The sequence below is a fragment of the Intrasporangium sp. genome, assembly GCF_036566125.1.
Classification (GTDB): domain Bacteria; phylum Actinomycetota; class Actinomycetes; order Actinomycetales; family Dermatophilaceae; genus Intrasporangium.
The window spans coordinates 1-25,408 of record NZ_DATCWX010000039.1 but is presented as its reverse complement, the minus strand read 5'-3'; the positions used below and the strand labels follow the sequence as shown (position 1 = coordinate 25,408).

The 25,408-nt window shown below is 69.7% G+C and carries 20 protein-coding genes and 1 pseudogene; 12 read left to right on the top strand and 9 right to left on the bottom strand.

Annotation, left to right across the window (positions count from 1 at the left end):
* From VIR15_RS02475 to VIR15_RS02430, 10 genes and pseudogenes are all read left to right on the top strand, one after another.
* Positions 1–229 (top strand): annotated as a pseudogene (locus VIR15_RS02475) (hypothetical protein); the annotation flags it as partial.
* Entirely contained in the window at positions 222–974 is a 753-nt protein-coding gene (gene nuoI / locus VIR15_RS02470) for an NADH-quinone oxidoreductase subunit NuoI (RefSeq protein WP_331925883.1), read from the top strand. The pseudogene VIR15_RS02475 and the gene nuoI, both read left to right, overlap by 8 nt.
* The gene (locus VIR15_RS02465; RefSeq protein ID WP_331925882.1) at positions 971–1,816 is read left to right on the top strand and encodes an NADH-quinone oxidoreductase subunit J; all 846 of its coding nucleotides are present in this window, start codon (positions 971–973) and stop codon (positions 1,814–1,816) included. Before nuoI ends, VIR15_RS02465 begins: the two co-directional genes overlap by 4 nt.
* A complete protein-coding gene (gene nuoK / locus VIR15_RS02460; RefSeq protein WP_331925881.1) occupies positions 1,813–2,112 on the top strand; it encodes an NADH-quinone oxidoreductase subunit NuoK in 300 nt (99 codons plus the stop codon). Before VIR15_RS02465 ends, nuoK begins: the two co-directional genes overlap by 4 nt.
* Before the next feature lie 15 nt (positions 2,113–2,127).
* On the top strand, positions 2,128–4,101 hold the full coding sequence (gene nuoL / locus VIR15_RS02455; RefSeq protein WP_331925880.1) for an NADH-quinone oxidoreductase subunit L: 1,974 nt from the start codon (positions 2,128–2,130) through the stop codon (positions 4,099–4,101).
* Positions 4,101–5,723, top strand: a complete 1,623-nt coding sequence (locus VIR15_RS02450; protein ID WP_331925879.1) for an NADH-quinone oxidoreductase subunit M — start codon at positions 4,101–4,103, stop codon at positions 5,721–5,723. The genes nuoL and VIR15_RS02450 overlap by 1 nt, the downstream gene beginning before the upstream one ends.
* A 38-nt stretch (positions 5,724–5,761) precedes the next feature.
* Positions 5,762–7,324: an NADH-quinone oxidoreductase subunit NuoN gene (nuoN, locus tag VIR15_RS02445; RefSeq protein WP_331925886.1), complete on the top strand. Its 1,563-nt coding sequence runs from the start codon at positions 5,762–5,764 to the stop codon at positions 7,322–7,324.
* Between the two features lie 37 nt (positions 7,325–7,361).
* Positions 7,362–8,372, top strand: coding sequence for a polyprenyl synthetase family protein (locus tag VIR15_RS02440; RefSeq protein WP_331925878.1), 1,011 nt, complete (start codon positions 7,362–7,364; stop codon positions 8,370–8,372).
* 13 nt (positions 8,373–8,385) lie between these two features.
* On the top strand, positions 8,386–9,561 hold the full coding sequence (locus tag VIR15_RS02435; RefSeq protein ID WP_331925877.1) for an amino acid deaminase/aldolase: 1,176 nt from the start codon (positions 8,386–8,388) through the stop codon (positions 9,559–9,561).
* Positions 9,554–10,885: an FAD-linked oxidoreductase, L-gulonolactone oxidase family gene (locus VIR15_RS02430; RefSeq protein ID WP_331925876.1), complete on the top strand. Its 1,332-nt coding sequence runs from the start codon at positions 9,554–9,556 to the stop codon at positions 10,883–10,885. The genes VIR15_RS02435 and VIR15_RS02430 overlap by 8 nt, the downstream gene beginning before the upstream one ends.
* A 9-nt stretch (positions 10,886–10,894) precedes the next feature.
* Here VIR15_RS02430 and VIR15_RS02425 read toward each other — a convergent pair whose 3' ends face one another.
* From VIR15_RS02425 to VIR15_RS02385, 9 genes are all read right to left on the bottom strand, one after another.
* Positions 10,895–11,203, bottom strand: a complete 309-nt coding sequence (locus VIR15_RS02425; RefSeq protein ID WP_331925875.1) for a hypothetical protein — start codon at positions 11,201–11,203, stop codon at positions 10,895–10,897.
* Between the two features lie 92 nt (positions 11,204–11,295).
* Positions 11,296–12,705, bottom strand: a complete 1,410-nt coding sequence (locus VIR15_RS02420) for a class II fumarate hydratase (RefSeq protein ID WP_331925874.1) — start codon at positions 12,703–12,705, stop codon at positions 11,296–11,298.
* A gap of 124 nt (positions 12,706–12,829) precedes the next feature.
* Complete coding sequence (locus VIR15_RS02415; RefSeq protein WP_331925873.1) at positions 12,830–14,023, bottom strand: acetate/propionate family kinase; 1,194 nt, start codon at positions 14,021–14,023, stop codon at positions 12,830–12,832.
* Positions 14,020–16,101 (bottom strand): phosphate acetyltransferase, encoded by a 2,082-nt coding sequence (pta, locus tag VIR15_RS02410; protein WP_331925872.1) that lies wholly within the window; start codon positions 16,099–16,101, stop codon positions 14,020–14,022. Before pta ends, VIR15_RS02415 begins: the two co-directional genes overlap by 4 nt.
* A gap of 34 nt (positions 16,102–16,135) precedes the next feature.
* Positions 16,136–18,538, bottom strand: coding sequence for a phosphoketolase family protein (locus VIR15_RS02405; protein ID WP_331925871.1), 2,403 nt, complete (start codon positions 18,536–18,538; stop codon positions 16,136–16,138).
* Positions 18,539–18,565: 27 nt separating this feature from the next.
* On the bottom strand, positions 18,566–20,125 hold the full coding sequence (locus tag VIR15_RS02400; protein WP_331925870.1) for an MFS transporter: 1,560 nt from the start codon (positions 20,123–20,125) through the stop codon (positions 18,566–18,568).
* Between the two features lie 61 nt (positions 20,126–20,186).
* The gene (rarD, locus tag VIR15_RS02395; protein ID WP_331925885.1) at positions 20,187–21,092 is read right to left on the bottom strand and encodes an EamA family transporter RarD; all 906 of its coding nucleotides are present in this window, start codon (positions 21,090–21,092) and stop codon (positions 20,187–20,189) included.
* Positions 21,093–21,160: 68 nt separating this feature from the next.
* Positions 21,161–22,267, bottom strand: a complete 1,107-nt coding sequence (locus VIR15_RS02390; RefSeq protein ID WP_331925884.1) for a 2-oxoacid:ferredoxin oxidoreductase subunit beta — start codon at positions 22,265–22,267, stop codon at positions 21,161–21,163.
* Between the two features lie 17 nt (positions 22,268–22,284).
* Entirely contained in the window at positions 22,285–24,237 is a 1,953-nt protein-coding gene (locus tag VIR15_RS02385) for a 2-oxoacid:acceptor oxidoreductase subunit alpha (RefSeq protein WP_331925869.1), read from the bottom strand.
* 299 nt (positions 24,238–24,536) lie between these two features.
* On the opposite strand from VIR15_RS02385, the gene VIR15_RS02380 reads away from it, so the two are divergent.
* Both VIR15_RS02380 and VIR15_RS02375 read left to right on the top strand, forming a co-directional pair.
* Positions 24,537–24,896 (top strand): NADH-quinone oxidoreductase subunit A, encoded by a 360-nt coding sequence (locus tag VIR15_RS02380; RefSeq protein WP_331925868.1) that lies wholly within the window; start codon positions 24,537–24,539, stop codon positions 24,894–24,896.
* Between the two features lie 13 nt (positions 24,897–24,909).
* Positions 24,910–25,408, top strand: a 499-nt coding sequence (locus VIR15_RS02375; RefSeq protein ID WP_331925867.1) for an NADH-quinone oxidoreductase subunit B, incomplete at its 3' end; no start/stop codon positions are given.

Here is a 25,408-nt window from a genome sequence, read left to right as displayed (position 1 = left end):
CCCGCCGATGCCGGGGCAGCGGCTTCGTGAGCCCGCTCCGGCGGACCGCGTGCTCGCGGGCCCCGCCGGCGGGCGAGGCACGACCGTGCGCGGCACCGCGTCGTCCACGACGGTCAGCACGACCGTCAGCGCGACGGATGGCGCAGCCGCTGATCCGGACGACACCCCGGATGGAACCCCGGACGGCACCCCCGATGGCACCCCCGGCAAGGAGGAGACCCATGGCTGACGAGAACGTCAGCAAGGACAACGAGAGGAAGGGCAAGGGAGCCTTCGCGGACTTCTTTGCCCCCGTCGCCGGCTTCGGCGTGTCCTTCTCGACGATGTTCCGCAAGGTCGCGACCGAGGAGTACCCCGAGAAGCCGCGCCCGACGCAGCCACGGTTCCACGGCCGCCACCAGCTCAACCGTCACCCGGACGGTCTGGAGAAGTGCATCGGCTGCGAGCTGTGCGCCTGGGCCTGCCCAGCCGACGCGATCCTCGTCGAGGGAGCGGACAACGACGACACCCCGCTCGAGCAGGGCGGCAAGGGCCGGTTCAGCCCCGGTGAGCGTTACGGCCGCGTCTACCAGATCAACTACCTGCGCTGCATCTTCTGCGGCCTGTGCATCGAGGCCTGCCCGACGCGCGCCCTCACCATGACCAACTTCTACGAGCTGGCCGACAACAACCGCGGCGACCTGATCTTCACCAAGGACCAGCTGCTCGCGCCGCTCCACGAGGGCATGCTCGAGCCGCCGTTCCCGATGGCCGACGGCATGGAGGAGCGCGACTACTACCAGGGCAAGGTCACCGGACCGACCGCCCCGCAGCGGGACTACGTCGAGGCGCGCGAGTCCCGTGTCGTCGTGGACGAGAGCCCCCGGGCCCACGACGAGCCGGGCAATCTCGCAGCGAGCGAGCCCGGCGAGCACGACGTGGTCCACACGACGGCGCCCACGGCCGCGCAGACCCGGGAAGGGGCGAACCCGTGACCTCCTCCGCTGAAGCCGCATTCTTCTGGGTGCTCGCACCCATCTCGGTCATCGCCGCGCTCGGCCTGATCTTCGCCCGCAAGGCGGTCCACGCCGCCATCGGGATGGCCATCACCATGACGACCCTCGGCGTCTTCTACCTCATGCAGAAGGCCGACTTCCTCGGCGTCATCCAGGTGTTCGTCTACACCGGCGCCGTCATGATGCTCTTCCTCTTCGTCATCATGCTCGTCGGCGTGGACTCCTCCGACTCGCTGGTCGAGACGATCAAGGGCCACCGGTGGATCTCGATGCTCGTGGCGATCGGCCTCATCGGGCTGCTCGTCTCCACGATCGGTTCGGCCACCTTCGACGAGGCCACCGTGCAGGCCGGGATGGATCGCCTCGAGTCGAGCAACGCCACGACCGGCAACATCACCGGCATGGCCAACCTCATCTTCGGCCAGTACGTCTGGATCTTCGAGGTCCTCTCGGCCGTGCTCATCACCGCAGCCGTCGCCGCGATGGTCCTCGCACACCGTGAGCGCCTGGCTCCGAAGCTGACCCAGGCCGAATGGGCGGCGAAGCGGATCCGGGACAACAGGTTCGTCGCCGGCCTGCCGGCACCCGGCGTCTACGCCCGCCACAACGCAGTCGACACGCCGGCCCTGCTGCCGGACGGCACACCCAGCAAGGAATCCGTGTCCCGGGTCCTCGTCGCGCGCGAGCAGGTCGCCCGTCCGGACGAGTTCCTCGACGTCGAGCGCCACATCATCGAGGCCGCACAGGCAGAGCGTGACGCGGCCCGGGGCGGCACCCGGTCCCGACGCTCGGTTGGCCCAGAGGAAGGTGCAGACCAGTGAGCCCGGTTCACTACATCTACCTGTCGATCGTGCTGTTCTCCATCGGGACCGCGACGGTGCTGCTGCGACGCAACGCGATCATCGTCTTCATGGGCGTCGAGCTGATGCTCAACGCCACGAACCTCTCGCTCGTGACGTTCGCGAGGATCCACGGCGCGCTGGACGGCCAGGTCATGGCGCTCTTCGTCATGGTCGTCGCCGCCGCCGAGGTCGTCGTCGGCCTGGCCATCATCATGGCCATCTTCCGTGCCCGACGGTCGGCTTCGGTCGACGACGCCAACCTGCTCAAGCTGTAAGGGAGCCCTCACTCGATGTCAACAGGCATGGGAAACCTCTTCGGGACGTCCAGCACGTATGCCGCTGGGCTGGCCACGCACGCCGGCGAAGCGCACGCTGCGAGCGGGGTCACGTCGTTCGCGTGGCTGCTCATCGCGCTGCCCATGCTCGGCGCCGCGCTGCTCCTCTTCGGCGGGCGTCGCACCGACGGCTTCGGCCCGGTGCTCGCCACGGTGCTGTCCTGGGGTTCGTTCGTCGTCGGCGCGCTGATCTTCATCCAGATGCTCGGCCTCGACGCCGAGGATCGCTCGTCGTCGGTGCACCTGTTCAACTTCGTCACGGCCGGGTCGTTCTCCGCGGATGCGTCGCTGCTCGTGGACCAGCTGTCGATCGCCTTCGCGCTGCTCATCACCTTCGTCGGGTCGCTCATCCACGTGTACTCCCTCGGGTACATGGAGGGTGACCCCGACAAGCGGCGCTTCTTCGGCTACCTCAACCTCTTCGTCGCGGCCATGTTGCTGCTCGTGCTCGCCGACAACTACCTGCTCCTGTACATCGGCTGGGAGGGCGTAGGCCTGGCGTCGTACCTGCTCATCGGCTTCTGGAACTGGAACCCGGCCTACGCGACCGCGGCGAACAAGGCCTTCGTCGCCAACCGGGTCGGGGACTTCGGCCTCTCCGTCGCCATCATCCTGATGTTCTTCCACTTCGGGGCGGTGGACTTCCAGACGGTCCTCGGGGCGGCTGGGAACGAGGCGAACCAGGGCTTCATGACGGCAATCGGCCTGATGCTGCTGCTCGGAGCGTGCGGCAAGTCGGCACAGTTCCCACTGCAGAGCTGGCTCGGTGACGCCATGGCCGGCCCGACACCGGTGTCCGCGCTGATCCACGCGGCGACGATGGTCACCGCGGGTGTGTACCTCGTGGTGCGCTCCGGTCCGATCTTCGAGGCCTCGCCCAACGCGCAGCTCGCCGTCGTCATCGTCGGCGCGATCACCCTGCTGTTCGGTGCGATCGTCGGGTGCGCGAAGGACGACATCAAAAAGGCGCTCGCGGCCTCGACGATGTCGCAGATCGGCTACATGATGCTCGCTGCCGGGCTGGGCCCGGTCGGCTATGCCTTCGCGATCTTCCACCTGCTTACCCACGGCTTCTTCAAGGCCGGGATGTTCCTCGGAGCCGGATCGGTCATGCATGGCATGAACGACCAGGTCGACATGCGCCGCTTCGGCGGACTGTCCGGGATCATGAAGATCACCTGGGCCACCTTCGCCCTCGGCTGGCTCGCCATCATCGGCGTCCCACCGTTCTCCGGCTTCTGGTCGAAGGACAAGATCATCGAGGCCGCCTTTATCGGCGAGGGCTGGCGCCCCTGGGTCTTCGGCGGGGCCGCCCTCATCGGCGCCGGGATCACGGCCTTCTACATGTCGCGTCTGTTCTTCATGACCTTCCACGGCAAGAAGCGCTGGACCGATGACGTCCATCCGCACGAGTCCGGCAGCCTCATGACGGTGCCGATGATCGTGCTCGCGGTCGGCTCCGCCCTGCTCGGCCTCATCATCGGCCCGACGGGCCTGTTCACCTCCTGGCTCGAGCCGGTGACCGGCGCCCACGCAGAGGAGCACCCCGTCCTCTCGGTGCCGGTCATCATGACCCTGACCCTGCTCCTCGTGGCCGGCGGCGTTGCCTACGCCTGGATGCGGTACTGGCGCGACGACGTGCCGTTGGTGGCCCCTGCGGGGTCGCTGGCGACACAGGCCGCGCGCAACGACCTCTACCAGGACCAGGTCAACGAGGCCCTCCTCATGCGCCCTGGCATCCACCTGACCCGCTCCCTCGTCTTCCTCGACGGCAGGGGCGTCGACGGTGGCGCCGGCGGCCTCGCGGCGCTCATCGGCGGGACCTCATCACGACTGCGCCGGATCCAGAACGGCTTCGCGCGCTCCTATGCCCTGACGATGCTCGCCGGTGTCGTCGCCATCCTCGGTGCACTGTGGGTGATCTCCTGATGAACGAATCGACCACCGCGATGTCCACGGTCCCGTGGCTCACGATCCTGGCCGCGGTGCCGCTGCTCGGGTCGCTCGTCGTGGCGTTCGCGCCGGGAACCGTCGAGAACGCCAAGCGCATCGCGCTCGGCACCTCGATCGTCACCCTCGCCATCGGCATCGTCGCCGCACTGCAGTACGACACCGGGTCATCGGCGCAGTTCCAGCTCGGTGAGTACGCCGAGTGGATCCCGCAGCTGGGCGTCAGCTACTCCATGGGTGTCGACGGGATCGCACTCGTGCTCATCCTCATGGCGCTGGTCCTCACGCCCATCTGCCTGCTCGCCGCGTGGCACGACGTTCCCGACGAGGGAGACGCCGTCAGCGCACGGCGCGCCAAGGCCTACTTCGCACTGCTGCTCTCGCTCGAGACGTTCATGGTCGGCGTGTTCGCCGCGACCGACGTGTTCCTGTTCTACGTCTTCTTCGAGGCGATGCTCATCCCGGTGTACTTCCTCATCGGTCGCTTCGGCGGACCCCGACGCCAGTACGCCGCGATGAAGTTCCTGCTCTTCTCGCTCGCAGGCGGACTCATCATGCTCGTGGCCGTGATCGCGGTCTACCTGCAGGGACCGGGCGGAGCCGACGGCTTCCTCGTCTCCAGGCTGACCGGCCTCGACCTCGACCCGACGACGGAGCGCCTGCTCTTCGCCGGCTTCTTCCTCGCCTTCGCGGTCAAGGCGCCGATGGTCCCGGTGCACACGTGGCTGCCGGATGCCGCCACCGAGTCGACGCCTGCGACGGCGACGCTCCTCGTCGGCGTGCTCGACAAGGTCGGCACCTTCGGCATGATCCGCTTCTGCCTCCAGCTCTTCCCGGGCGCGAGCGAGTGGGCCACGCCGTTCGTGATCGCGCTCGCGGTCATCTCCGTGCTCTACGGCGCACTGCTCGCCATCGGCCAGACCGACATGATGCGCCTGATCGCCTACACGTCCGTGAGCCACTTCGGCTTCATCGTGCTGGGGATCTTCGCGTTCACCAACGTCGGTGGTGCCGGCTCGTCGCTCTACATGCTCAACCACGGGTTCTCGACGGCGGCGCTGTTCCTCTTCGCGGCCATGCTCGTCCACCGGCGTGGGAGCAAGCGGATCTCGGACTACGGTGGATGGCAGCGGGTCACGCCCGGTCTGGCCGGCATCTTCCTCGTCGCCAGCATGTCGGGCCTGGCCCTGCCCGGATTGGCGACCTTCGTGTCGGAGTTCCTCGTCTACGTCGGGACGTACCGGACGCAACCCGTGGCAGCGGTCCTCGCCACCAGCGGGATCATTCTGGCCGCCCTCTACATGCTGCTCATGTACAAGCGCGTCATGACCGGTCCGAAGCCGGAGTCGCTGGCGCTCGACCCGGGTCTGGTCGACGAGCGATGGCGCAAGTCCTCCGGGGGCACGGTGATCGCGGACCTGTCGCTTCGGGAGAAGCTCGTGGCCGCACCGCTGATCGCGGCATTCCTCGTGCTCGGGTTCTATCCGAACCTGGCCCTGGACGTCATCAACCCGTCCGTCGACACGTCCCTGTCCCACGTCTCGACCGCTGACACGTCACCACCCGCGGCGGACGCCGCGGCTGAAGGGAGCTCGAAGTGACCGCCGCCGCTCCGCTCGCGGTGCCGACCGCCTTCCAGATGGCGCAGGTCGACTACGTCGCCATCCTGCCGTTCCTCATCGTCCTGGGCGCAGGGGTGGTCGGTGTCGTCATCGAGGCGTTCGCTCCGCGTGAGCGCCGCTTCCTCATCCAGACCACCCTGGCTGTGCTCGCACTGCTCGGCGCCTTCGTCGCGGTCATCGTGGCCGTGAACCACCAGGGCTACACGATGGGGTTCACCGACGAGACGACCGGCCGCAAGCTGTTCGCGCTGACCATCGACGGGCCCGCCCTCTTCATGCAGGGCACCATCGTCCTGATGGGAGTGCTCGGCATCCTCACCATGGCCGAACGGCTCGGTGGGGTCGGGCCGGACGCGTTCACGCCGAGTGGCGCCTCGACCCCCGGGTCGGCGGTCGAGGCGGCTGCAACCCGTGCGGGTGCGCTCACCTCGGAGGTCTTCCCGCTCGCGATGTTCGCGATCGCGGGCATGATGCTCTTCCCGACGACGAACGACCTCATCGGCATGTTCGTCGCCCTCGAGGTGCTCTCCCTGCCCCTCTATGTGCTCACCGGCCTCGCGCGCCGCCGTCGCCTGCTCTCACAGGAGGCGTCGCTGAAGTACTTCCTGCTCGGCTCGTTCAGCTCGGCGTTCTTCCTCTTCGGCACCGCCCTGCTCTACGGGTACGCGGGCTCGGTGTACTTCGCCGACCTCAGCGCCGCGATCGCGGCCGGTCCCCTGGCGATGAACGGCCTGCTGGTGCCGGGCGCCTTCCTCGTCTTCGTCGGCCTGCTGTTCAAGGTGGGCGCCGTGCCGTTCCATGCATGGACACCGGACGTCTACCAGGGCGCCCCGACGCCCGTCACCGGCTTCATGGCCGCGGCCACCAAGGCCGCCGCCTTCGGCGCCATCCTCCGGCTCGCCTACGTCGGCCTCGACACGGCCCGGTGGGAATGGACCAACGCCCTTGTCGTCGTCGCCTTGCTCACCATGGTCGTCGGGTCCGTGCTCTCCGTGACGCAGACGGACATGAAGCGACTGCTGGCCTACTCGTCGATCGCGCACGCCGGCTTCATCCTCGTCGGCGTCCTCGCCTTCGACCGCAAGGGCGTCAGCTCCGTGCTGTTCTACCTGGTGGCCTACGGGTTCGCCACGATCGCGGCGTTCGCCATCGTGAACCTGGTGCGCCAGGACGGCTCTGAGGCGACGCACCTGTCGCAGTGGGCCGGTCTGGGCAAGCGGTTCCCGGTCGTCGCTGGAGCGTTCGCCTTCCTCATGCTCGCGTTCGCCGGCATCCCGCTCACCTCCGGCTTCGTCTCGAAGTTCGCCGTGTTCTCCGCGGCCATCGGGACCGGAGGGGCGACGGGCACCGTCCTCGCGATCGTCGGGGTCATCTGCTCCGCCATCACGGTCTTCGTCTACGCCAGGGTCATCGTGCTGATGTTCTTCAGTGAGCCGCCCAGCGACTCCGTCGTGGTCGTCACCCCCTCGATCGGGACGACGTTCTCCATCGCGGTCGGGACGATGATCACGCTCGCGCTCGGGGTCCTCCCGTCGGCGTTGCTCGACCTCACCGACCGAGCCTCGCAGTTCGTCCGCTGACCTGACCCAGGTCAGCGGCCCAAGCCCCAGGAAGTCCATGACGACGCACGCCACCCCGCCGCTCCTCGCCATCCCCGGCGCCACGCCGGAGCTCGCGGCGCACCTGCAGGACGGGCTCGCCCGCGTCGACGCCCTCCTGCGGGAGGTCGTCGACCACGAGGACCCGTTCATCGCGGCGGCCTCCGCGCACCTCGCACAGGCAGGTGGCAAGCGTTTCCGACCGCTCCTGACCTTCCTGGCGGCAGAGCTCGGTGACGGGATCAACGAGGACGTGGTCCGGGCCGCCGCGGGCGTCGAGCTGACCCACCTCGCGTCGCTGTACCACGACGACGTCATGGACGAGGCGGAGGTGCGCCGCGGCGTTCCGTCCGCCAATGCGGCCTACGACAACTCGACGGCGATCCTCGTCGGAGACCTGCTCTTCGGCAAGGCCTCGGAGCTCATCGCCGCCCTGGGCGCCGAGGCAGTGCTCATCCAGGCGCAGACCTTCGTGCGGCTGTGCTCGGGGCAGATCCGGGACGACCGGCCCAGCCCCCCGGGCGTCGACCCTGTTGACTACTACCTCGGCGTCCTCGCCGACAAGACCGGAGCCCTCACCGCGACCGCGTGCCGCTACGGAGCGATGTTCAGCGGGAACAGGCCAGAGGTCGTCGAGACGTTGCGGGCCTATGGGGAGAAGGTCGGCATGGCCTTCCAGCTCGCCGATGACCTCATCGACATCGCCTCGGACTCGGATGCGAGTGGCAAGACCCCCGGGACCGACCTCCGCGAAGGGGTCGACACGTTGGCGGTGCTGCGTGCCAAGGCCTCCACCGACCCTGCGGACGCGCGGCTGCTCGAGCTGCTCGGCTCCGACCTCGCCGACGACGACGACGGCGTCGCCGAGGCGCTGACGTTGCTTCGGCAGCACCCGGCCCTCGAATCGGCCCGGTCCGAGACCTACGGCGTCGCCCGGGAGGCTCAGGCGTTGCTCGAGCCGCTGCCGGACACTCCCGCGAAGGCCGCGCTCCAGACGCTCGCTCTCTCCGTCGTCGAGCGCGTCGGCTAGACGCGGCCAGACCATGAGCCGACGCGCGCAGCGGAGCCCGGTCGCGGACCGGCTCTCCCGCGCGACGGCCCACCTGCCGGCCCCGGTCGCCGTCGTCGACCTCACGGCGTTCGACCGCAATGCCAACGTCCTCGTCAAGCGCGCGCACGGCAAGCCGATCCGCATCGCCACCAAGTCGCTCCGCTGCCGGACCCTCATCGAGCGCGCCCTCGCCCGGGACGGCTTCGACGGGCTGATGTGCTATTCCCTGCCTGAAGCCCTCTGGTGGGCCCGCGCCGGCCACATCAACCTCCTCGTCGCCTATCCGAGCGTCGACGTGGCCGCGCTCACCGAGCTCGCGACCGATCCGGCTCTGCGAGCCGCGGTGTGCGTCATGGTCGACAGCGTCGAGCTGGTCGATCTCATCGCTCGTGACGTCCCCGACCACCGAGGCCTGCGGGTCGCCGTGGACGTGGACGCCTCCCTCCGGCTCGGGCCCGCCCACCTGGGCGTCCGGCGCTCACCCCTGCGCGAGCCGGAGGACGTCGAAGCCGTCGTGCGACGGGCCCTCGAGCACGGTCTCGCGGTGGTGGGCCTGATGTTCTACGACGCCCAGATCGCCGGCCTGCCCGACACGTCGCCGGCCGTCCGGCAGGTGAAGGCCCGCTCCGACGCCGAGCTCCGGACCCGCCGCGCGGAGGTGGTCGCCGCCATCCGCAGCTTGACCGATCTCGAGCTCGTCAACGGGGGCGGGACCGGCAGCCTCCACGTCACCGCGCTCGACTCGTCCCTCACCGAGCTCGCCGCAGGATCCGGGCTGTACGCCCCCACGTTGTTCGACGGCTACAACGGGCTGGCGCTCGAGCCCGCGGCCTTCTTCGGGTGCCCGGTGGTGCGCCGCCCCTCAGACGAGTTCGTCACGGTGTACTCCGGCGGCTACATCGCGTCCGGTCCGCCGGGTTGGTCTCGCGTCCCGCAGCCGCTCGAGGAGCAGGGGCTCCGCCTCGTGCGCACGGAGGGGACCGGCGAAGTGCAGACTCCACTCAAGGGCGCGGCAGCCGCCAACGTCAGCCTCGGCGATCGGATATGGTTCCGGCACGCGAAAGCGGGCGAGCTCGCCGAGCGTTTCACCGATCTGGCTCTCGTCGAGGGCATCGAGGTCGTCGGGAAGGCGCCGACGTATCGCGGGGAAGGGCAGTGCTTTGGCTGAGACACAGCGCAAGGTCGTCCGGAGCATCGAGTGGTCGAACTGGGCCGGCACCGAGTCGACGACGCTCGCACGAGTCGCGACCCCACGCTCCGAGGAAGAGCTCATCGAGGAGATCCGCAAGGCCAGGCGTCGCGGCTTGCGCGTCAAGGCGATCGGTGCCGGGCACTCCTTCACGGGAGTGGCGGTCACCGATGGCCTGCAGCTGAGACTCGGCGGCCTCACCGGTGTCACGACCATCGATGCGACTCGTGGCGAGGCGACGGTCCGTGCCGGGACGCCCCTCCACGTCCTCAACGAGGAGCTGGCCCAGCTCGGCCTCGCGCTGCCCAATCTCGGCGACATCGACCGGCAGAGCCTCGCCGGCGCGATCGCCACCGGCACCCACGGCACGGGGTTGCGGTTCACCGGCCTCGCCGGCGGCGTCCGCTCGCTGCGGATCATCCTCGCCGACGGGTCGGTCGTGGACTGCTCGCCGACGCAGGCACCTGAGCTATTCCAGGCCGCACGGCTCGGCCTCGGCGCGCTCGGCGTGATCACCGAGGTGACGGTGGAGGTCGTGCCCGCCTTCCTGCTGCACGCGGACGAGCGCCCCGAGCCGCTCGCCGCCGTCCTCGACTCGCTCGATGACGAGATCGAGTCGCACGACCACTTCGAGTTCTACTGGTACCCCCACACGGAGCGGGCCCAGGTCAAGCGCAACAAGCGTGTCGGGCCGGGCACCGAGGCGGACCCGCTGCCCCGGTGGCGGCAGTCTCTCGACGACGAGATCCTGACCAACCGGGTCTGGGAGGCGGCCTGCCGGTTCGCTACGCGGGTACCTCGAGCGACGAAGCCGCTCATGCACGTCGCTGCCCGGGCCCAGACCGCGCGTACCTACACGGACGCCTCGTACAAGGTCTTCGCCACCCCGCGCGAAGTCCGGTTCCGCGAGTCGGAGTGGGCGGTCCCGCGAGCGGCCCTCAGGGACATGCTCCTCGAGGTCAAGGCGTGGGTCGACAGCCACGACGAGACGATCTCCTACCCGGTCGAGTGCCGCGTCGCGGCGCCGGACGACGTGTGGCTGTCGACGGCCTACGAGCGCGAGACCGCCTATGTCGCCGTGCACCACTACCACCGCCGGGCGGAGGGGGCCTACTTCGACGCGGTCGAGCGGATTGCGGTCAGCCACGGAGGGCGCCCTCACTGGGGCAAGCTGCACTCGCGGGACGCCGACTACCTCCACTCGGTCTACCCGCGCTTCGACGACTTCCGCGCCGTCCGCGACCGAGTCGACCCGGACCGGCTCTTCGGCAATCCCTACCTCGAGCGAGTCCTCGGCAGCTGACCCGCCGGCCTACCGATCGCCGCGGCGTTGCATGGCCCACGCCCGCCGGATGGCGTCCCGGATCGCGTCGGCGTCGCCCGCCAGGTCCGCCTGGAGCTTGTGGTGCGCCTCCCAGCGCGGCGGCACGCCGACCGTGTCGGGGTGGCACGCGAGCAGGTCTTCCCGCTCCGCCATGGGGACGCGCACGAGGAGAGTGCCCGGCAGGTCCTCGCGCACGACGAGCCGGTCGTCGACGTACCACGCGACGCGGCCCGGGTGGCCCTTGCGGCGCACTCCCGGAAGGGACGTTGCGAACGCATCGACCTCGTCAAGCCTCACGTCGTCGAGCGTAGCCCCGCCGTGGGCGGGGGCCTGGCTCAGCGGCATACGGAATGTGCCGTATGCCGCTGAGCTCGCTCACGCTGGAACGCTCACTCCGTCGGTGGCCGGGTCATGGCGAGGACGTCGAGCGCCTCGTCGAGCTGTGCCTCGGTGAGCCGGCCGTCGGAGACATGACCATCCTCGATGACGACCTCACGAATCGTCTTGCGCTCCTTCACCGCTCGCTTGACGACCGCCGCCGCGGCCTCGTAGCCGATGTACCGGTTGAGCGGGGTCACGATCGAGGGCGAGCTCTCGGCGAGGGTGCGCGAGTGCTCTGCATCAGCTGTGATGCCGTCGACGCACCGGTCGGCGAGGAGGCGGCTCGTGGCAGCGAGCAGCTGGATCGACTCGAGAATGTTCTTGGCGAGGACGGGCAGCATGACGTTGAGCTCGAAGTTCCCGGCCGCTCCAGCCGTCGTGATCGCCACGTCGTTGCCGATGACCTGGGCGCACGCCATCAGGGTGGCCTCGGGGATGACCGGGTTGACCTTGCCCGGCATGATGCTCGAGCCGGGCTGCAGGTCGGGCAGGTGGATCTCGCCGAGACCGGTACGCGGCCCGGAGGACATCCACCGCAGGTCGTTGCAGATCTTCGTCAGGCTGACGGCGACCACCTTGAGGGCTCCGGACAGCTCGACGACGGCGTCCTGCGCGGACTGCGCCTCGAAGTGGTTCTCCGCCTCGCGGAAGGGCTGGCCGGTGGACTCCGAGACCCGCTCGATGACGGCCTGTGCGAAGCCCGGTGCAGCGTTGAGTCCGGTACCGGCCGCAGTTCCGCCGAGCGGAAGCTCGGCGGTGGCGTCGGCCGCATGCCGGACCCGGTCCGCGCCGAGCTCGACCTGGCGGCGGTAGCCGCCGAACTCCTGGCCGAGGGTCACCGGCACCGCGTCCATGAGGTGGGTTCTTCCGGCCTTGACGACCTCGGCGAACTCCGCCTCCTTGCGGCCCAGGGCAGTCGAGAGCCGGCGCAGTGCCGGGACGAGGTCCTCGCGGGCGGCGATCGTCGCCGCAATGCGCAGAGCGCTCGGGAACGTGTCGTTGCTCGACTGGCCATAGTTGACGTGGTCGTTCGGGTGGACGTCCAGACCGCTCGAGGTGCTAGCGAGGCGAGCGACGACCTCGTTGACGTTCATGTTCGTCGACGTCCCGGACCCGGTCTGGAAGACGTCGATGGGGAAGTGCCCGTCGTGACGGCCCTCGGCGACCTCCCGCGCGGCGTCCACGATGGCTCGGGCACGCTCCCCGTCGAGCACCCCGAGCTCGGCATTGACGGCGGCTGCGGCGGCCTTGAGCCGGGCGAGCGCGTGGACGACCCCCGGGGGAACGGGCCGACCGCTGATCGGGAAGTTCTCGACCGCCCGGGCCGTCTGCGCGCCGTAGAGGGCGTCCGCAGGGACCTGCACCTCTCCCATCGAGTCGTGTTCGGTCCGGAACCCCGTGGTCTGCTGGTCGCTCATGACCCCCATCATGCTCCGCCGGCCGGCGGGCCCGGACAATCCCGCCCGCGCTGATCTGTTCCGGTGTTGCCGGCCGCGCTCCCCGGACAATCCAGCCCGGACTGATCTGTCCCGGTGCTGCCGCCTAGCTCGTGGCGACCGCTGCGGCCTCGCGGGCGATCTCGAGCTCCTCCTCCGTCGGCACGACGAGCACGGCGACCCGGCTCGACGCCGTCGAGATCCGGTGCTCGCCGGAGGTGGCCGCCGCGTTGGCCGCCTCGTCGAGCTCGATGCCGAACAGCTCCGTCAGGCCCTCGAGGGCCGCAGCGCGGACCTGGGGGCTGTGTTCCCCGATCCCCGCGGTGAAGGCCACGGCATCGACGCGACCGAGCACAGCGGCATACGCCCCGATGTACTTGCGCAAGCGGTGGGCCACGATGTCGAGCGCGAGGCAGGCGTCGCGATCCCCGCCGTCTGCTCGCTCCTGGAGCTCACGGAAGTCGTTGGTCCCGGCGAGGCCCTTGACGCCGCTCTCCTTGTTGAGGGCACGGTCGTACTCCTCGAGAGAGATGCCGGCCCGGGACAGATGCGCCGGGAGGGACGGGTCGAGATCACCGGGCCGGGTCCCCATGACGAGGCCCTCGAGCGGGGAGAGGCCCATCGACGTGTCGACGCTGCGCCCACCCGCGACCGCGGTCGCGCTCGCGCCGTTGCCCAGGTGCAGGACGATGACGTTGGCGTCCTCGACGGCCAGACCCAGCAGCTCCGCGGCGCGCCGTGACACGTAGGAGTGCGAGGTCCCGTGGAAGCCGTAGCGGCGTACCCGATGGCTCTCGCGCCACTCCCGCTTGACGGCATAGGTGTAGGCCTGCGGCGGCAGGGTCTGGTGGAAGGCAGTATCGAAGACGGCGACCTGCGGCACGTCGGGGAAGTGGGCGCGGGCGACCCTGATGCCCTCGAGGTTCGCAGGGTTGTGCAGGGGAGCCAGGGGGATGAGCCGCTCGATCGTCGCCTCCACCGCGTCGTCGATTCGGGTGGGCTCGCTGAAGTCGGCGCCCCCGTGGACGACTCGGTGCCCGACAGCGAGGAGCTCGACCTCGGCGAGGTCGGGGCCGTGCTCGCCGAAGGCGCCGAGCACGAGCTCGAAGGCCGCGCCATGATCGGCCAGGCCGGACTCCTGACGGTGATCCTGGCCGCCCACGGAATGCCGTGCGAGAGAGGTGGTCTCGCCGATCCGCTCGACCAGCCCGCTGGCGAGGGACTCGGCCGAGCCGACGTCGATGAGGTCGTACTTGAGTGACGACGACCCGGCGTTGATGACGAGGACGAGGCCGCTCACGCGCTGGCCTCCGCCTGGATCGCGGTGATGGCGATGGTGTTGACGATGTCCCGCACGAGAGCTCCCCGGGAGAGGTCGTTGACCGGCTTGTTGAGCCCCTGGAGCACGGGCCCGATGGCGACCGCCCCCGAGGTCCGTTGCACGGCCTTGTACGTGTTGTTGCCCGTGTTGAGGTCGGGGAAGATGAAGACCGTGGCTCGACCGGCCACCGGGCTGTCCTTGAGCTTGGCGGCGGCCACGGCGGCATCGACCGCCGCGTCGTACTGGATCGGCCCCTCGACCGACAGCTGCGGCGCTCGCGTCCTCACGAGCTCGGTGGCGGTGCGCACCTTGTCGACGTCGGCACCGGTGCCCGACCCGCCGGTGGAGTAGGACAGCATGGCGACGCGCGGCTCGATCCCGAACTGCTGCGCGGTCGCGGCCGACGAGATGGCGATGTCGGCGAGCTGCTCCGCTGTCGGGTCGGGGATGACGGCGCAGTCGCCGTAGACGAGGACGCGGTCGGCGAGCGACATGAGGAACACCGACGAGACGGTGTTGACGTCAGGGGTTGTCTTGACGACCTCGAGGGCTGGCCGGATCGTGTGCGCCGTTGTGTGGATGGCACCGGAGACCATGCCGTCGGCCAGCCCGTCGATCACCATCATCGTGCCGAAGTAGCTCGGGTCGACGACGACGTCGCGGGCCTGCTCGAGCGTGATCCCCTTGTGCGCCCGACGGGTCGCGTACTCCTCGGCAAAACGGGTCCTCAGCGGCTCGGCGCGTGGGTCGATGAGGGTGGCGCCCTCGACGTCGAGGCCGAGCTGGCCGGCCCGCCGTCGGATGGCGTCGGGGTCACCCAGCAGCGTGAGCCGCACCACGCGTCGGCGCAGGAGCTGGTCTGCGGCTCGCAGGATCCGGTCCTCCTCGCCCTCCGGCAGGACGATGTGCTTGTCCGCGGCCCGCGCCCGGTCGAGCAGCTGGTGCTCGAACATGAGCGGCGTGACGACGTGGCTGGGGGAGACCTTGAGGCGGTCGAGCAGCTCTGCGCCGTCAACGTGCTCGTCGAACAGGCTGAGGGCGGTCTCGATCTTGCGCGACGCCGAGCGGGTGAGCCGCGGCACGACGCCCGAGAGGGTTGCGGCGGTCTGCATCGTGCCCGTGGCACAGCTGATGATCGGAACGTGCACCTCGAGGCCCTCGACGAGCGTCGCGATCGGTGCCGGCAGGTCGAAGCCGCCGTTGAGGACGATGCCCGATGGGGTCGGCAAGGTCTGGGACCGGTGGGCGAGCAGCAGGCCGAGCAACACGTCACCACGGTCAGGAGGGGCGATGACGACGCAGCCCTCGAAGAGGCGGTCGAGGACGTTGGGCAGGGTCATGGCAGCGACGACGAGGCCGAGGGCCTCGCGGTCGAGCAGGTCGTCGTCGCCGTAGAGGTGGGTGCCGTCGACGGCAGTCATGAGGTCGCGCACCGTCGGCGACTCCAGCACCGGAGCGCTCGGGATGACGTATGCCGCTGTGTCCCCGAGTGCCTCCGCCAACGCCGCCCGTGTGGCCGGGACGGCCTCGGGCACGGCCCGGTTCGACACGACGGCGAGCACGCGTGCGTGGTGGGTCCGCGCCTCGTCCGAGGCGATCTCCGCCGCGACGCGCACCTGCTCGGGCGTGCGCCCCTTGCTCGAGATGACGAGGACCATCGGCGCATCGAGGTTGGCGGCGATGCGTGCGTTGTAGGAGAACTCGGTCGGGGAGGTCACGTCCGTGTAGTCCGAGCCGATGACGAGCATCGCGTCGTACCGTTCGGCCACGGCGTGGAAGCGGTCGACGATGGTGGCCATCGCGCCCTCGGGGTCGAGGTGGACGTCCTCGTAGCCGACGGCGGACGCCTCCGCCGCCGTGAGCCCAGTGTCGAGACGCGAGAGCAGCAGGTCGAGCACGTGGTCACTCTCCGCGCTCTCGGCGCTCTGGGAGCGCACGATCGGGCGGAAGACGCCGACTCGCTCGACCCGTCGGCTCAGCTGGTCGAGGATTCCGAGGGCGACGGCGGATTTGCCCGACAGGCCCTCAGAGGATGCGAGATAGACACTGGTTGCCACGACGGCAGGCTATCGGCCGGCTGACGGTGCGGGATCAGCCGGGCCAGACCCAGTCGCGGACCTCCGGCATGTCCTCCAGGTGCTCCCGGATGTAGTGGTGGTGCCGCGACAGCTGCGAGGTGCAGAAGTCCGTCAGGGCCTGCCACCCCGGCGGGCGACGCAGCGTGCGACGCAGCGCCTCCTGGGTGAGGTGGTAGCGCGACGTGCGGTTGAGCACCACCATGTCGAACGGTGTCGTCGTCGTGCCCTGCTCGCTGAAGCCGCGCACGTGGAAGCGCCCGGGATCGGACCGGCCGTGGATGAGCTGGTGAACCGCCCGAGGGTAGCCGTGGAAGGCGAAGATGACGTCGACGTCGCTCGTGAACATGCCGTTGAAGACGGAGTCCGGGAAGCCGTGGGGGTGGTCGGCCTCGGGCAGCAGGGCCATGAGGTCGACGACGTTGACGACCCGGACGTTGAGCTCTGGCGTGTGCTCGCGCAGCAGCTCGGCCGCGGCCAGCGTCTCCTGCGTGGCGACGTCACCGGCACAGGCCATGACGATGTCGGGCTTCTCCGTGGCGGGGATGTTGGAGGCCCACTCCCAGATGCCGGCGCCGGCGGCGCAGTGTGCGTTGGCCTCGTCGAGGGTGAGGTACTGCAGGTGGGGCTGCTTGTCGAGGACGATGAGGTTGACATGGTCGGTGCTGCGCAGGCAGTGGTCCATGATCGAGAGCCCGCTGTTGGCGTCCGGTGGCAGCCAGACGCGCACCACGCCCGGTGCGAGCGGCAGCAGCGAGTCGATGAGCCCCGGTCCCTGGTGGGAGAAGCCATTGTGGTCGTTGCGCCAGCAGGTGCTCGTCAGGAGAAGGTTGAGCGAGGAGATGGGCGCCCGCCACGCCAGCTCCTGCGCGTGCTGCATCCACTTGACGTGCTGGACCGTCATCGAGGTCGAGACCATCGCGAAGGCCTCGTAGGTCGCGAAGACCCCGTGCCGGCCGGTCAGCACGTAGCCCTCGAGCCAGCCGGAGCAGAGGTGCTCGGAGAGCACCTCCATGACCCGGCCGTCGGGGGAGATGTCCGTGTCGGTCTCCGCGGAAGGCGCCTGCAGGCAGCGGTCGGTCGCCTCGAAGACGGCCTGGAGCCGGTTGCTCGCGGTCTCGTCCGGGCAGAACAGCCGGAAGCTGCCGCCGCCGTCCGGGCGGGTGTCCGCCGTATAGATGTCGCGCATCAGCTCGCCGAGCGGCTTGGTGCTCTCGTGCCACAGCTGGCCGGGCTGCTGCACATCGAGCGCGAAGCGGCGCAGGTCCGGCAGCGGCAGCTCGGCGCGCAGCCGGCCGCCATTGGCGTAGGGCGTCGCCGCCATCCGCTTGTCGCCGTCGGGGGCGAGCGCGACCAGTTCGTCGACGAGGCGGCCGTCGGCATCGAAGTGATCCTCCGGGTGGTAGCTGCGCATCCACTTCTCGAGCATGGTCAGATGGCTCGGGTCATCCCGCAGTCCCGAGAGCGGGACCTGGTGGCTGCGGTTCGTCCCCTCGACCTGCACCCCGTCGACGACCGCGGGGCCGGTCCATCCCTTAGGAGTCCGCAGGATGATCGCCGGCCACCTGTGGGTCACCGGCTCGCCGGGGCCATCGGTGCGCGTCGTCTGGCGGAGCCGCATGATGGCGTCGTAGGACGTGACGAGCGCGCGCCACAGGTCACGGAAGACCGCCTCGGGGTCGTCACCGCTGACCACGATCGGCTCCCAGCCCTGGCTCGCGAGGTACCCCGCGACGTCTTCGTCGCTGCTGCGCCCAAAGACGGTCGGGCCGGCGATCTTGTACCCGTTGAGGTGGACGATGGGCAGGACCGCCCCGTCGCGGCGGGGGTTGGCGAAGTAGGGCAGGCGCCAGGATCCGGCCAGCGGGCCGGTCTCGGCCTCGCCGTCACCGACGACGCAGGCGACGAAGAGGTCCGGGTGGTCGAATGCCGCACCGGCGGCGTGGGCGAGCGCATAGCCGAGCTCGCCACCCTCGTGGATGCTGCCGGGCGTCTGGACACTGACATGGCTCGGCACGCCGCCGGGCGTGGAGAACTGGCGGAACAGCCGGAGCAGGCCGTCGGCGTCGGGGGTGACGTCCGGGTAGATCTCGGTGTAGGTGCCCTCGAGGTAGGCGCCCGCGACGAGGGCGGGCCCACCGTGTCCCGGTCCGGTGATGTACATCCAGTCGGACCCGGTGCGCTTGATGAGCCGGTTGAGCAGGGCGTAGAGCATCGAGAGCCCCGGGCAGGTGCCCCAGTGGCCGAGCAGCCTGGGCTTGATGTGGTCGATGCTGAGCGGCTCGCGCAGCAGCGCGTTGTCCTTGAGGTAGATCTGCCCGACTGTGAGGTAGTTCGCCGCCGCCCACCACCGCAGGTCCAGGGCCAGGTCGTCGTCGGAGTAGTCGGCGATTCCCGTGGTTGCAGTCGTACTGGTCATCACTCTGCCTCCTCAAGGCTTCCGATGTCAGCGCCCCGATCCTCGCACCTCATCAATGTCAGTGACGCGCGTTGCGTGCCCGATCGCCGTGCCGGGGCACCCCTCCGAGCCCGCGCAAGACCACCCCGCAGGTGCCGTATGCCGCTGGGCTGGCTCCCCAGCGGGCGTGACCTCAGTGCCGGGCGGGGCCGCGGAGATGGCGGTGGGCTGGGGATTGCGGATGAGCAGCCAGGACACGACGCCGCCCCCCGCGAGCATGACGGCGCAGATCCACATGGCGCTGCCGTATCCCGCATCGAACGCCTCCGGCTTCTGGTAGTCGGCACCGCTCAGGCCGACGACGGCCGGGAGGGCGGCGACCGCGAGCAGGCTGCCGGCCCGGGCCACGGCGTTGTTGACCCCGCTCGCGATTCCGGCCCACCGGTCCGGGGCTGCCGCGAGAACGGTGGCGGTGAGCGGCGCGACGAGGATGCTGAGGCCGAGCCCGAAGACGGTGACGCCGGGAAAGACGGAGGTCCAGTAGGAGTCGCCGGCCCCCACGCCAGTGAGCAGCCAGGTCCCGATGGCGCAGACGATCGGCCCGATGGTCATCGGCAGGCGCGGCCCGATGCGGGCGCCGACCTCGCCGCCCTTGGCCGCCAGGAAGAGCATCATCACGGTGACGGGCAGGGAGGCGAGGCCCGCCAGCAGGGGGCCGTAGCCGAGCACGGTCTGCAGCTGGAGGGTGAGGAAGAAGAACACCGCCCCGAGGGCCGCGTAGACGAGCAGCGTCATGAGGTTGGCCGCGGTGAACTGGCGCGAGCGGAAGAGCGATGGCTGGACCATCGGGTGAGAGCTGCGTTGCTCGACGACCGCAAAGGCGACGCCGACCACCAGCGCGAGGAGGACGAGCGCCACGGTGACTCCGGCGCCGAGCGACTCGTACTGGATCAGCGCGAAGGTCGACAGCGCCAGGGCCAGGGTGGCGAGCGTCGCCCCCAGGATGTCGAACTGCCGCGGCGCGGACTCGTCGAGGGTCTCCGGCACGGAAGTCTGCGCGATCCACGCGGTGACCGCGCCCAAGGGCAGGTTCAGCAGGAAGGCCCAGCGCCACGAGGCGTACTGGACGAGCCACCCGCCGACGAAGGGGCCGATCGCCGTCGCAATCCCACCGAGCCCGGACCAGGCGCCGATGGCCTTGGCGCGGTCGCCCTCCCGGAACACGGACTGGATGATCGACAGGCTGCCGGGGGTGAGCAGCGCGCCGCCGACACCCTGGAGCAGCCGTGCCGCAATGAGCTGCCCGGGACTCTGCGCGAGACCGCAGGCGAGCGAGGCGAGGGCGAACCAGATGACACCGATGACGAAGACGCGGCGTCGCCCGAACCGGTCACCGAGCGAGCCACCCAGCAGGATGAGCGACGCGAGCGCGAGCAGGTAGCCGTTCGTGATCCACTGGAGCTCTTCCAGACTCGCGTCGAGATCCTCGCCGATCCGAACGAGCGCGACGTTGACGACCGTGCCGTCGAGCAGGGCCATGCCGGACCCGAGCACGGCAGCGGTGAGGACGAGTCGTCCGGTGCGGGTCCCGAGCTCGATGCCGGCCATCCGCCCACTCTGCCAAGCGAAGCAGCAGTTGGCGACCCGCGAACTGCTCTTTCGATCCGGGTCAGCGAGGGCAGTCGTCCGCGGGGATGGCGGCGGCCGCTCGGCGTCCGCGGCGCAACGCGAGGAGGGAGTCGATGCTGAGGACGATCAACGCGACCCAGACGATGCCGAAGCCGACCCACCGCTCGGCTGACATCACCTCGTCGAGCAGGACCACTGCGACGAGCAGCTGCATGACGGGGGTGATGAACTGGATGAGCCCGATGCTGACGAGCGGGATGCGCCGCGCCGCGGCCGCGAAGAGCAGCAGGGGCACCGCGGTCGCGACGCCGCTCCCGACGAGCAGCCAGGTGTGCGCCGCGCCATGGGCTCCGAAAGCAAGGCCGCCCCGGCTCGAGACGACGACGAGGATCCCGGCCGCGACGGGGGCGAGGATCACCGTCTCAACGGTCAGGCCCTGGACCGCCTGGAGGGAGGCGCCGACCTTCTTCTTCGTCAGGCTGTAGATCGAGAAGGAGAACGCCAGCGCCAGGGCCATGAAGGGCACCCGACCCCCCGCCACGGCCAGGTAGATCCCGGCCACGAGCCCGATCGCCACCGCGACCCACTGGAGCGCCCGCAGCCGCTCACCGAGGACGACGACGCCGAGGGCGACGGTCACGAGGGGGTTGAGGAAGTAGCCGAGCGCCGCCTCGCTCGTGTTTCCGGACGTCACGGCGGTGACGTAGAGGACCCAGTTGACCGCGATGACGACGGCCGCGACGGTGATGCCCGCCATGAGGCGCGGCCGTCGCAGCAACGGTCGCAGCCAGGCGAAGTCGCGCAGCACCGCAAGCAGAATCACGCAGAACAGCAGGGTCCACAGGATGCGGTGCGCGAGGATCTCCAACGGACTCGCGGGCTTCAGGGCGTCGAAGTAGAGCGGGAAGAGGCCCCAGATGCCATAGGCCGCGAAGCCGAACAGCATGCCGCGCCCGACCTCGCTGTGCGGCTCCGGGTGTGATGCGAGCTGCTTGTTGCTCGAAGGGGCGGTCGTCACGCCCCGGTCGTTTCGGCCACCTGCCAGGAGTCCCTGCCGGCGAGCAGGGCGTCGATGTCGGCGTCGGTGATCTCCCCGGTGCGGGCGGCGTCGATCTGCTCGCGGAGCAGGTCGTCGTAGGTGGGCCGGGTGACGTCGCGGAACACGCCCATCGGCACGCTGGTCAGCTCGTGCGAGTCGAGGCGGGAGAGGGCGAACGCCGCGGCGGGATTGGTCGCGGAGGCGTCGTGCACGACGATGCGCGACGGGTCGGCCTCGGCGCGAGGCACGACCGTCATGACGCCCTGGTCATCGCGCACGACGACCTTCTGCTCATCGCCGTCACCGGCCACGACCTCCTGCCCGTCGGTCAGGTGGAAGATCCGGGCCTGCGCCTGGGTGCGGTCCTTGAGGACGTCGAAGACGCCGTCGTTGAAGATCGGGCAGTTCTGGTAGATCTCCACGAACGCGGACCCCCGGTGCTCGGCAGCCCGGCGCAGCACGGATGTCAGGTGCTGACGGTCCGAGTCCAGGGTCCGCGCGACGAAGCTGGCCTCGGCGCCGAGCGCGAGGGATACCGGGTTGAACGGGGTGTCGAGGGAGCCGAACGGGGTGGACTTGGTCACCTGCCCCAGGTGCGAGGTGGGGGAGTACTGCCCCTTGGTCAGGCCGTAGATCTCGTTGTTGAACAGCAGGATCTTGAGGTTGACGTTGCGGCGCAGCGCGTGGATCAGGTGGTTGCCGCCGATCGAGAGCGCGTCGCCGTCGCCGGTCACCACCCACACGGACAGGTCCTCGCGGGTGGCCGCCAGCCCGGTCGCGATCGCCGGGGCCCGGCCGTGGATCGAGTGCATCCCGTAGGTGTCCAGGTAGTACGGGAACCGGGACGAGCAGCCGATCCCGGACACGAACACCATGTTCTCCCGCTTGAGGCCCAGGTCCGGCAGGAAGCCCTGGACCGCGGAGAGGATCGCGTAGTCGCCGCAGCCAGGACACCAGCGGACCTCCTGGTCGGAGGTGAAGTCCTTCTTGGTCAGCGCCTCGCCCTCGCCGAGCGCGGGGACGGCCGCGATTCCGCTGCGACGCCCACCGGCCTCGACTGGGGACACGGGGTGGGTCGGCATGCCAAGGTCGGTGGTGCTCACTTGGCCATCTCCTTCATGCTCTCGTGCACATTCTCGGACACACTCTCCGGCATGCTCTCTGGGACGGGGCTCGCGGACGGCACGGCGTCCCCGATGACGTGGCTGATGACCTCGGCGATCTCGGCGGCCTGGAACGGCAGCCCCCGCACCGCGGTGTGCGACTGGACGTCGACGAGGAACTGCGCGCGCAGCAGCATCGCCAGCTGCCCGAGGTTCATCTCCGGCACGATGACCCGCCGGTAGCGGCGCAGCACCTGCCCGGTGTTGGCGGGGAACGGGTTGAGGTGGCGCAGATGCGCCTGGGCCACCCGGGCACCGGCCGCCCGGGCCAGCCGTACCCCGGCCGCGACCGGGCCATACGTCGAGCCCCAGCCGACGACGAGGACCTCGGCGTCGCCGGTCGGGTCGTCGACCTCCAGCGGCGGGATCGTGTCGGCGATGCCGTCGATCTTGGCCTGGCGAAGCCGGACCATCTTGTCGTGGTTGTCGGGGTCGTAGGAGATGTTGCCGGTGATGTCGGCCTTCTCGATCCCGCCGATCCGGTGCTCCAGGCCGGGCGTGCCCGGGATCGCCCACGGCCGGGCGAGGGTCTCCGGGTCCCGCCGGTACGGGTGGAACACCGGCGCCCCGTCGGCCGTCACGTCATTCGGCTCAGTCGCGAACTCGACGCTCAGGTCGGGCAGCTCCGCGGTCCTGGGCAGCCGCCACGGCTCCGACCCGTTGGCCAGGTACCCGTCGGACAGGACAATGACCGGCGTGCGGTAGGTCGTCGCGATCCGCACCGCCTCCATCGCGATGTCGAAGCAGTCGGCCGGGGTCGCCGGCGCCACCACGGCCACCGGGGACTCCCCGTTGCGCCCGAACAGCGCCTGCAGCAGGTCGGCCTGCTCCGTCTTGGTCGGCAACCCGGTCGACGGGCCGCCCCGCTGGATGTCGCAGACCACCAGCGGCAGCTCCAGCGACACCGCCAACCCGATCGTCTCGGCCTTGAGTGCCAGCCCCGGCCCCGAGGTCGTGGTCACCCCCAACGCGCCACCGAAGGCCGCGCCGAGCGCCGCCCCGACGCCTGCGATCTCGTCCTCGGCCTGCATCGTGGCCACGCCGTACCGCTTCAGCCCCGCCAGCGTGTGCAGGATGTCGCTGGCCGGCGTGATCGGGTACGACCCGAGGAACAGCGGCAGCCGCGCCCGGTGCGCCGCGGCGACCAGCCCCAGCGACAGCGCCACGTTGCCGGTCACGTTGCGGTACGACCCCGAGCGCATCGGCGCCGGCGACACCTCGTAGGACACCGCGAAGTCCTCGGTCGTCTCCCCGTAGTGGAACCCCGCGTGCAGCGCCGCGAGGTTCGCCTCGAGGATGTCCGGGTTGCTGCCGAACTTGCTCTTCAGGAACGCCTCGGTGCCAACCATCGGCCGCGTGTACAACCAGGACAGCAGGCCCAGGGCGAACATGTTCTTCGCCCGCTCCTTCTCCTTGCGGGTCAGCCCCGTGAACGGCGCGAGGGCCTCCACCGTGATCGACGTCAACCCCACCGCGTGCACGTGAAAACTCTCCAGCGAACCGTCCTCGAGCGGGTTGCTCGCGTACCCCACCTTGGCGAGGTTCCGCTTGCTGAACTCGTCCGTGTTGACGATGATCGTGCCCCCACGCGGCAGGTCGCGCAGGTTCGCCTTCAGCGCGGCCGGGTTCATCGCCACCAGCACGTCCGGCCGGTCCCCCGGCGTCAACACGTTGTGGTCGGCGAAGTGCAGCTGGAAGCTCGACACCCCCGGCAACGTCCCCTGCGGAGCACGGATCTCCGCCGGGAAGTTCGGCAGCGTCGACAGGTCGTTGCCCAGCAACGCCGTCTGTGAGGTGAACCGGTCGCCGGTCAACTGCATGCCGTCGCCGGAGTCCCCGGCGAAACGAATGACCACGCGATCGAGCTTCTGGACCAGTTTGGTGCTCATGCTCTGCGACGTCCTAAGCGTTTCCTAGACATTGACCCAAGTCTTCCCGAGGGGGCCATTACCCATGCTAGTTCGCGCGACATTCAGGTTTGTGCAGGTTGTCATTGTATGGACATGTCGCCCTGCGCTCGTGGTGCGTCCCGAGAGGCTGCCGTATGCCGCTGGGCTCGCTCCCAGCCCGCCACCACGTCGCCGGGGCGAAGAACCGCAGGCTGCGGGCGGCGGTGCTGGGAGTGGGCTGACGAGGAGGGGCGTGGTCGCGACACCACGGAGGTTCCGGCATCGCTAGGCTGGCCGGCATGTCCGGGTATGTCGCCGTCGCAGCCGTCCTCGTGGCCGGCCTGCTCCTCGTGACGGTCGCCATGGTCGTCCGGCGTCTGCTCGCCCCCCACGCCCCGCATGTCGCCAAGCTGACGACCTACGAGTCCGGCGTCGACCCGGTCGGTGAGGGCTGGGCGCAGACGAAGGTCCGCTACTTCGTGTACGCCTTCCTCTACGTGGTCTTCGCCGTCGACGCTGTCTACCTCTTCCCTTGGGCCCACGTCCTGCGATCGTCCGACATCGGCACCGCCAGCCTGGTCGAGATGGGCATCTTCATCGGCGTCATCGTCCTCGGGCTGGCGCACGCGGCCCGCCGTGGTCTGCTCAGGTGGGTGTGATGGAGTGGGTGCGATGAGCGATCCGGTTGGCCTGCCGATGCCCACCGTCCGCCCCGTCGAGGGTCGGATGGGGGTGCTCGCGGAGCACGCCCCGAAGCCGATCAAGGTCGTGCTCAACTGGGGCCGGCGCTACTCGCTCTGGGTCTTCAACTTCGGACTCGCCTGTTGCGCCATCGAGTTCATCGCGACCTCCATGGGTCGGCACGACTTCATCCGCCTCGGCGTCATCCCGTTCGCCCCCGGTCCGCGTCAGGCGGACCTGATGGTCGTCTCCGGGACGGTGACGGACAAGATGGCCCCGGCGATCCGGCGTCTTTACGACCAGATGCCCGAGCCGAAGTACGTCATCTCCTTCGGTGCCTGCTCCAACTCGGGCGGCCCCTACTGGGACTCGTACTCCGTCACCAAGGGCGTCGACACCGTCATCCCCGTCGACGTCTACGTGCCCGGGTGCCCGCCGCGCCCCGAGGCCCTGCTCCACGGCATCATCCGGCTCCAGGAGCAGATCGCCA

Excerpts from the sequence above, each read along its gene's own strand:
- nuoI (WP_331925883.1), top strand. The coding sequence starts at position 222 with ATGGCTGACGAGAACGTCAGCAAGGACAACGAGAGGAAGGGCAAGGGA.
- nuoL (WP_331925880.1), top strand. The coding sequence starts at position 2,128 with ATGTCAACAGGCATGGGAAACCTCTTCGGGACGTCCAGCACGTATGCC.
- VIR15_RS02450 (WP_331925879.1), top strand. The coding sequence starts at position 4,101 with ATGAACGAATCGACCACCGCGATGTCCACGGTCCCGTGGCTCACGATC.
- nuoN (WP_331925886.1), top strand. The coding sequence starts at position 5,762 with ATGGCGCAGGTCGACTACGTCGCCATCCTGCCGTTCCTCATCGTCCTG.
- VIR15_RS02440 (WP_331925878.1), top strand. The coding sequence starts at position 7,362 with ATGACGACGCACGCCACCCCGCCGCTCCTCGCCATCCCCGGCGCCACG.
- VIR15_RS02435 (WP_331925877.1), top strand. The coding sequence starts at position 8,386 with ATGAGCCGACGCGCGCAGCGGAGCCCGGTCGCGGACCGGCTCTCCCGC.
- VIR15_RS02420 (WP_331925874.1), bottom strand. The coding sequence starts at position 12,705 with ATGAGCGACCAGCAGACCACGGGGTTCCGGACCGAACACGACTCGATG.
- VIR15_RS02405 (WP_331925871.1), bottom strand. The coding sequence starts at position 18,538 with ATGACCAGTACGACTGCAACCACGGGAATCGCCGACTACTCCGACGAC.
- VIR15_RS02400 (WP_331925870.1), bottom strand. The coding sequence starts at position 20,125 with ATGGCCGGCATCGAGCTCGGGACCCGCACCGGACGACTCGTCCTCACC.
- rarD (WP_331925885.1), bottom strand. The coding sequence starts at position 21,092 with ATGCTGTTCGGCTTCGCGGCCTATGGCATCTGGGGCCTCTTCCCGCTC.
- VIR15_RS02390 (WP_331925884.1), bottom strand. The coding sequence starts at position 22,267 with ATGCCGACCCACCCCGTGTCCCCAGTCGAGGCCGGTGGGCGTCGCAGC.
- VIR15_RS02385 (WP_331925869.1), bottom strand. The coding sequence starts at position 24,237 with ATGAGCACCAAACTGGTCCAGAAGCTCGATCGCGTGGTCATTCGTTTC.
- VIR15_RS02380 (WP_331925868.1), top strand. The coding sequence starts at position 24,537 with ATGTCCGGGTATGTCGCCGTCGCAGCCGTCCTCGTGGCCGGCCTGCTC.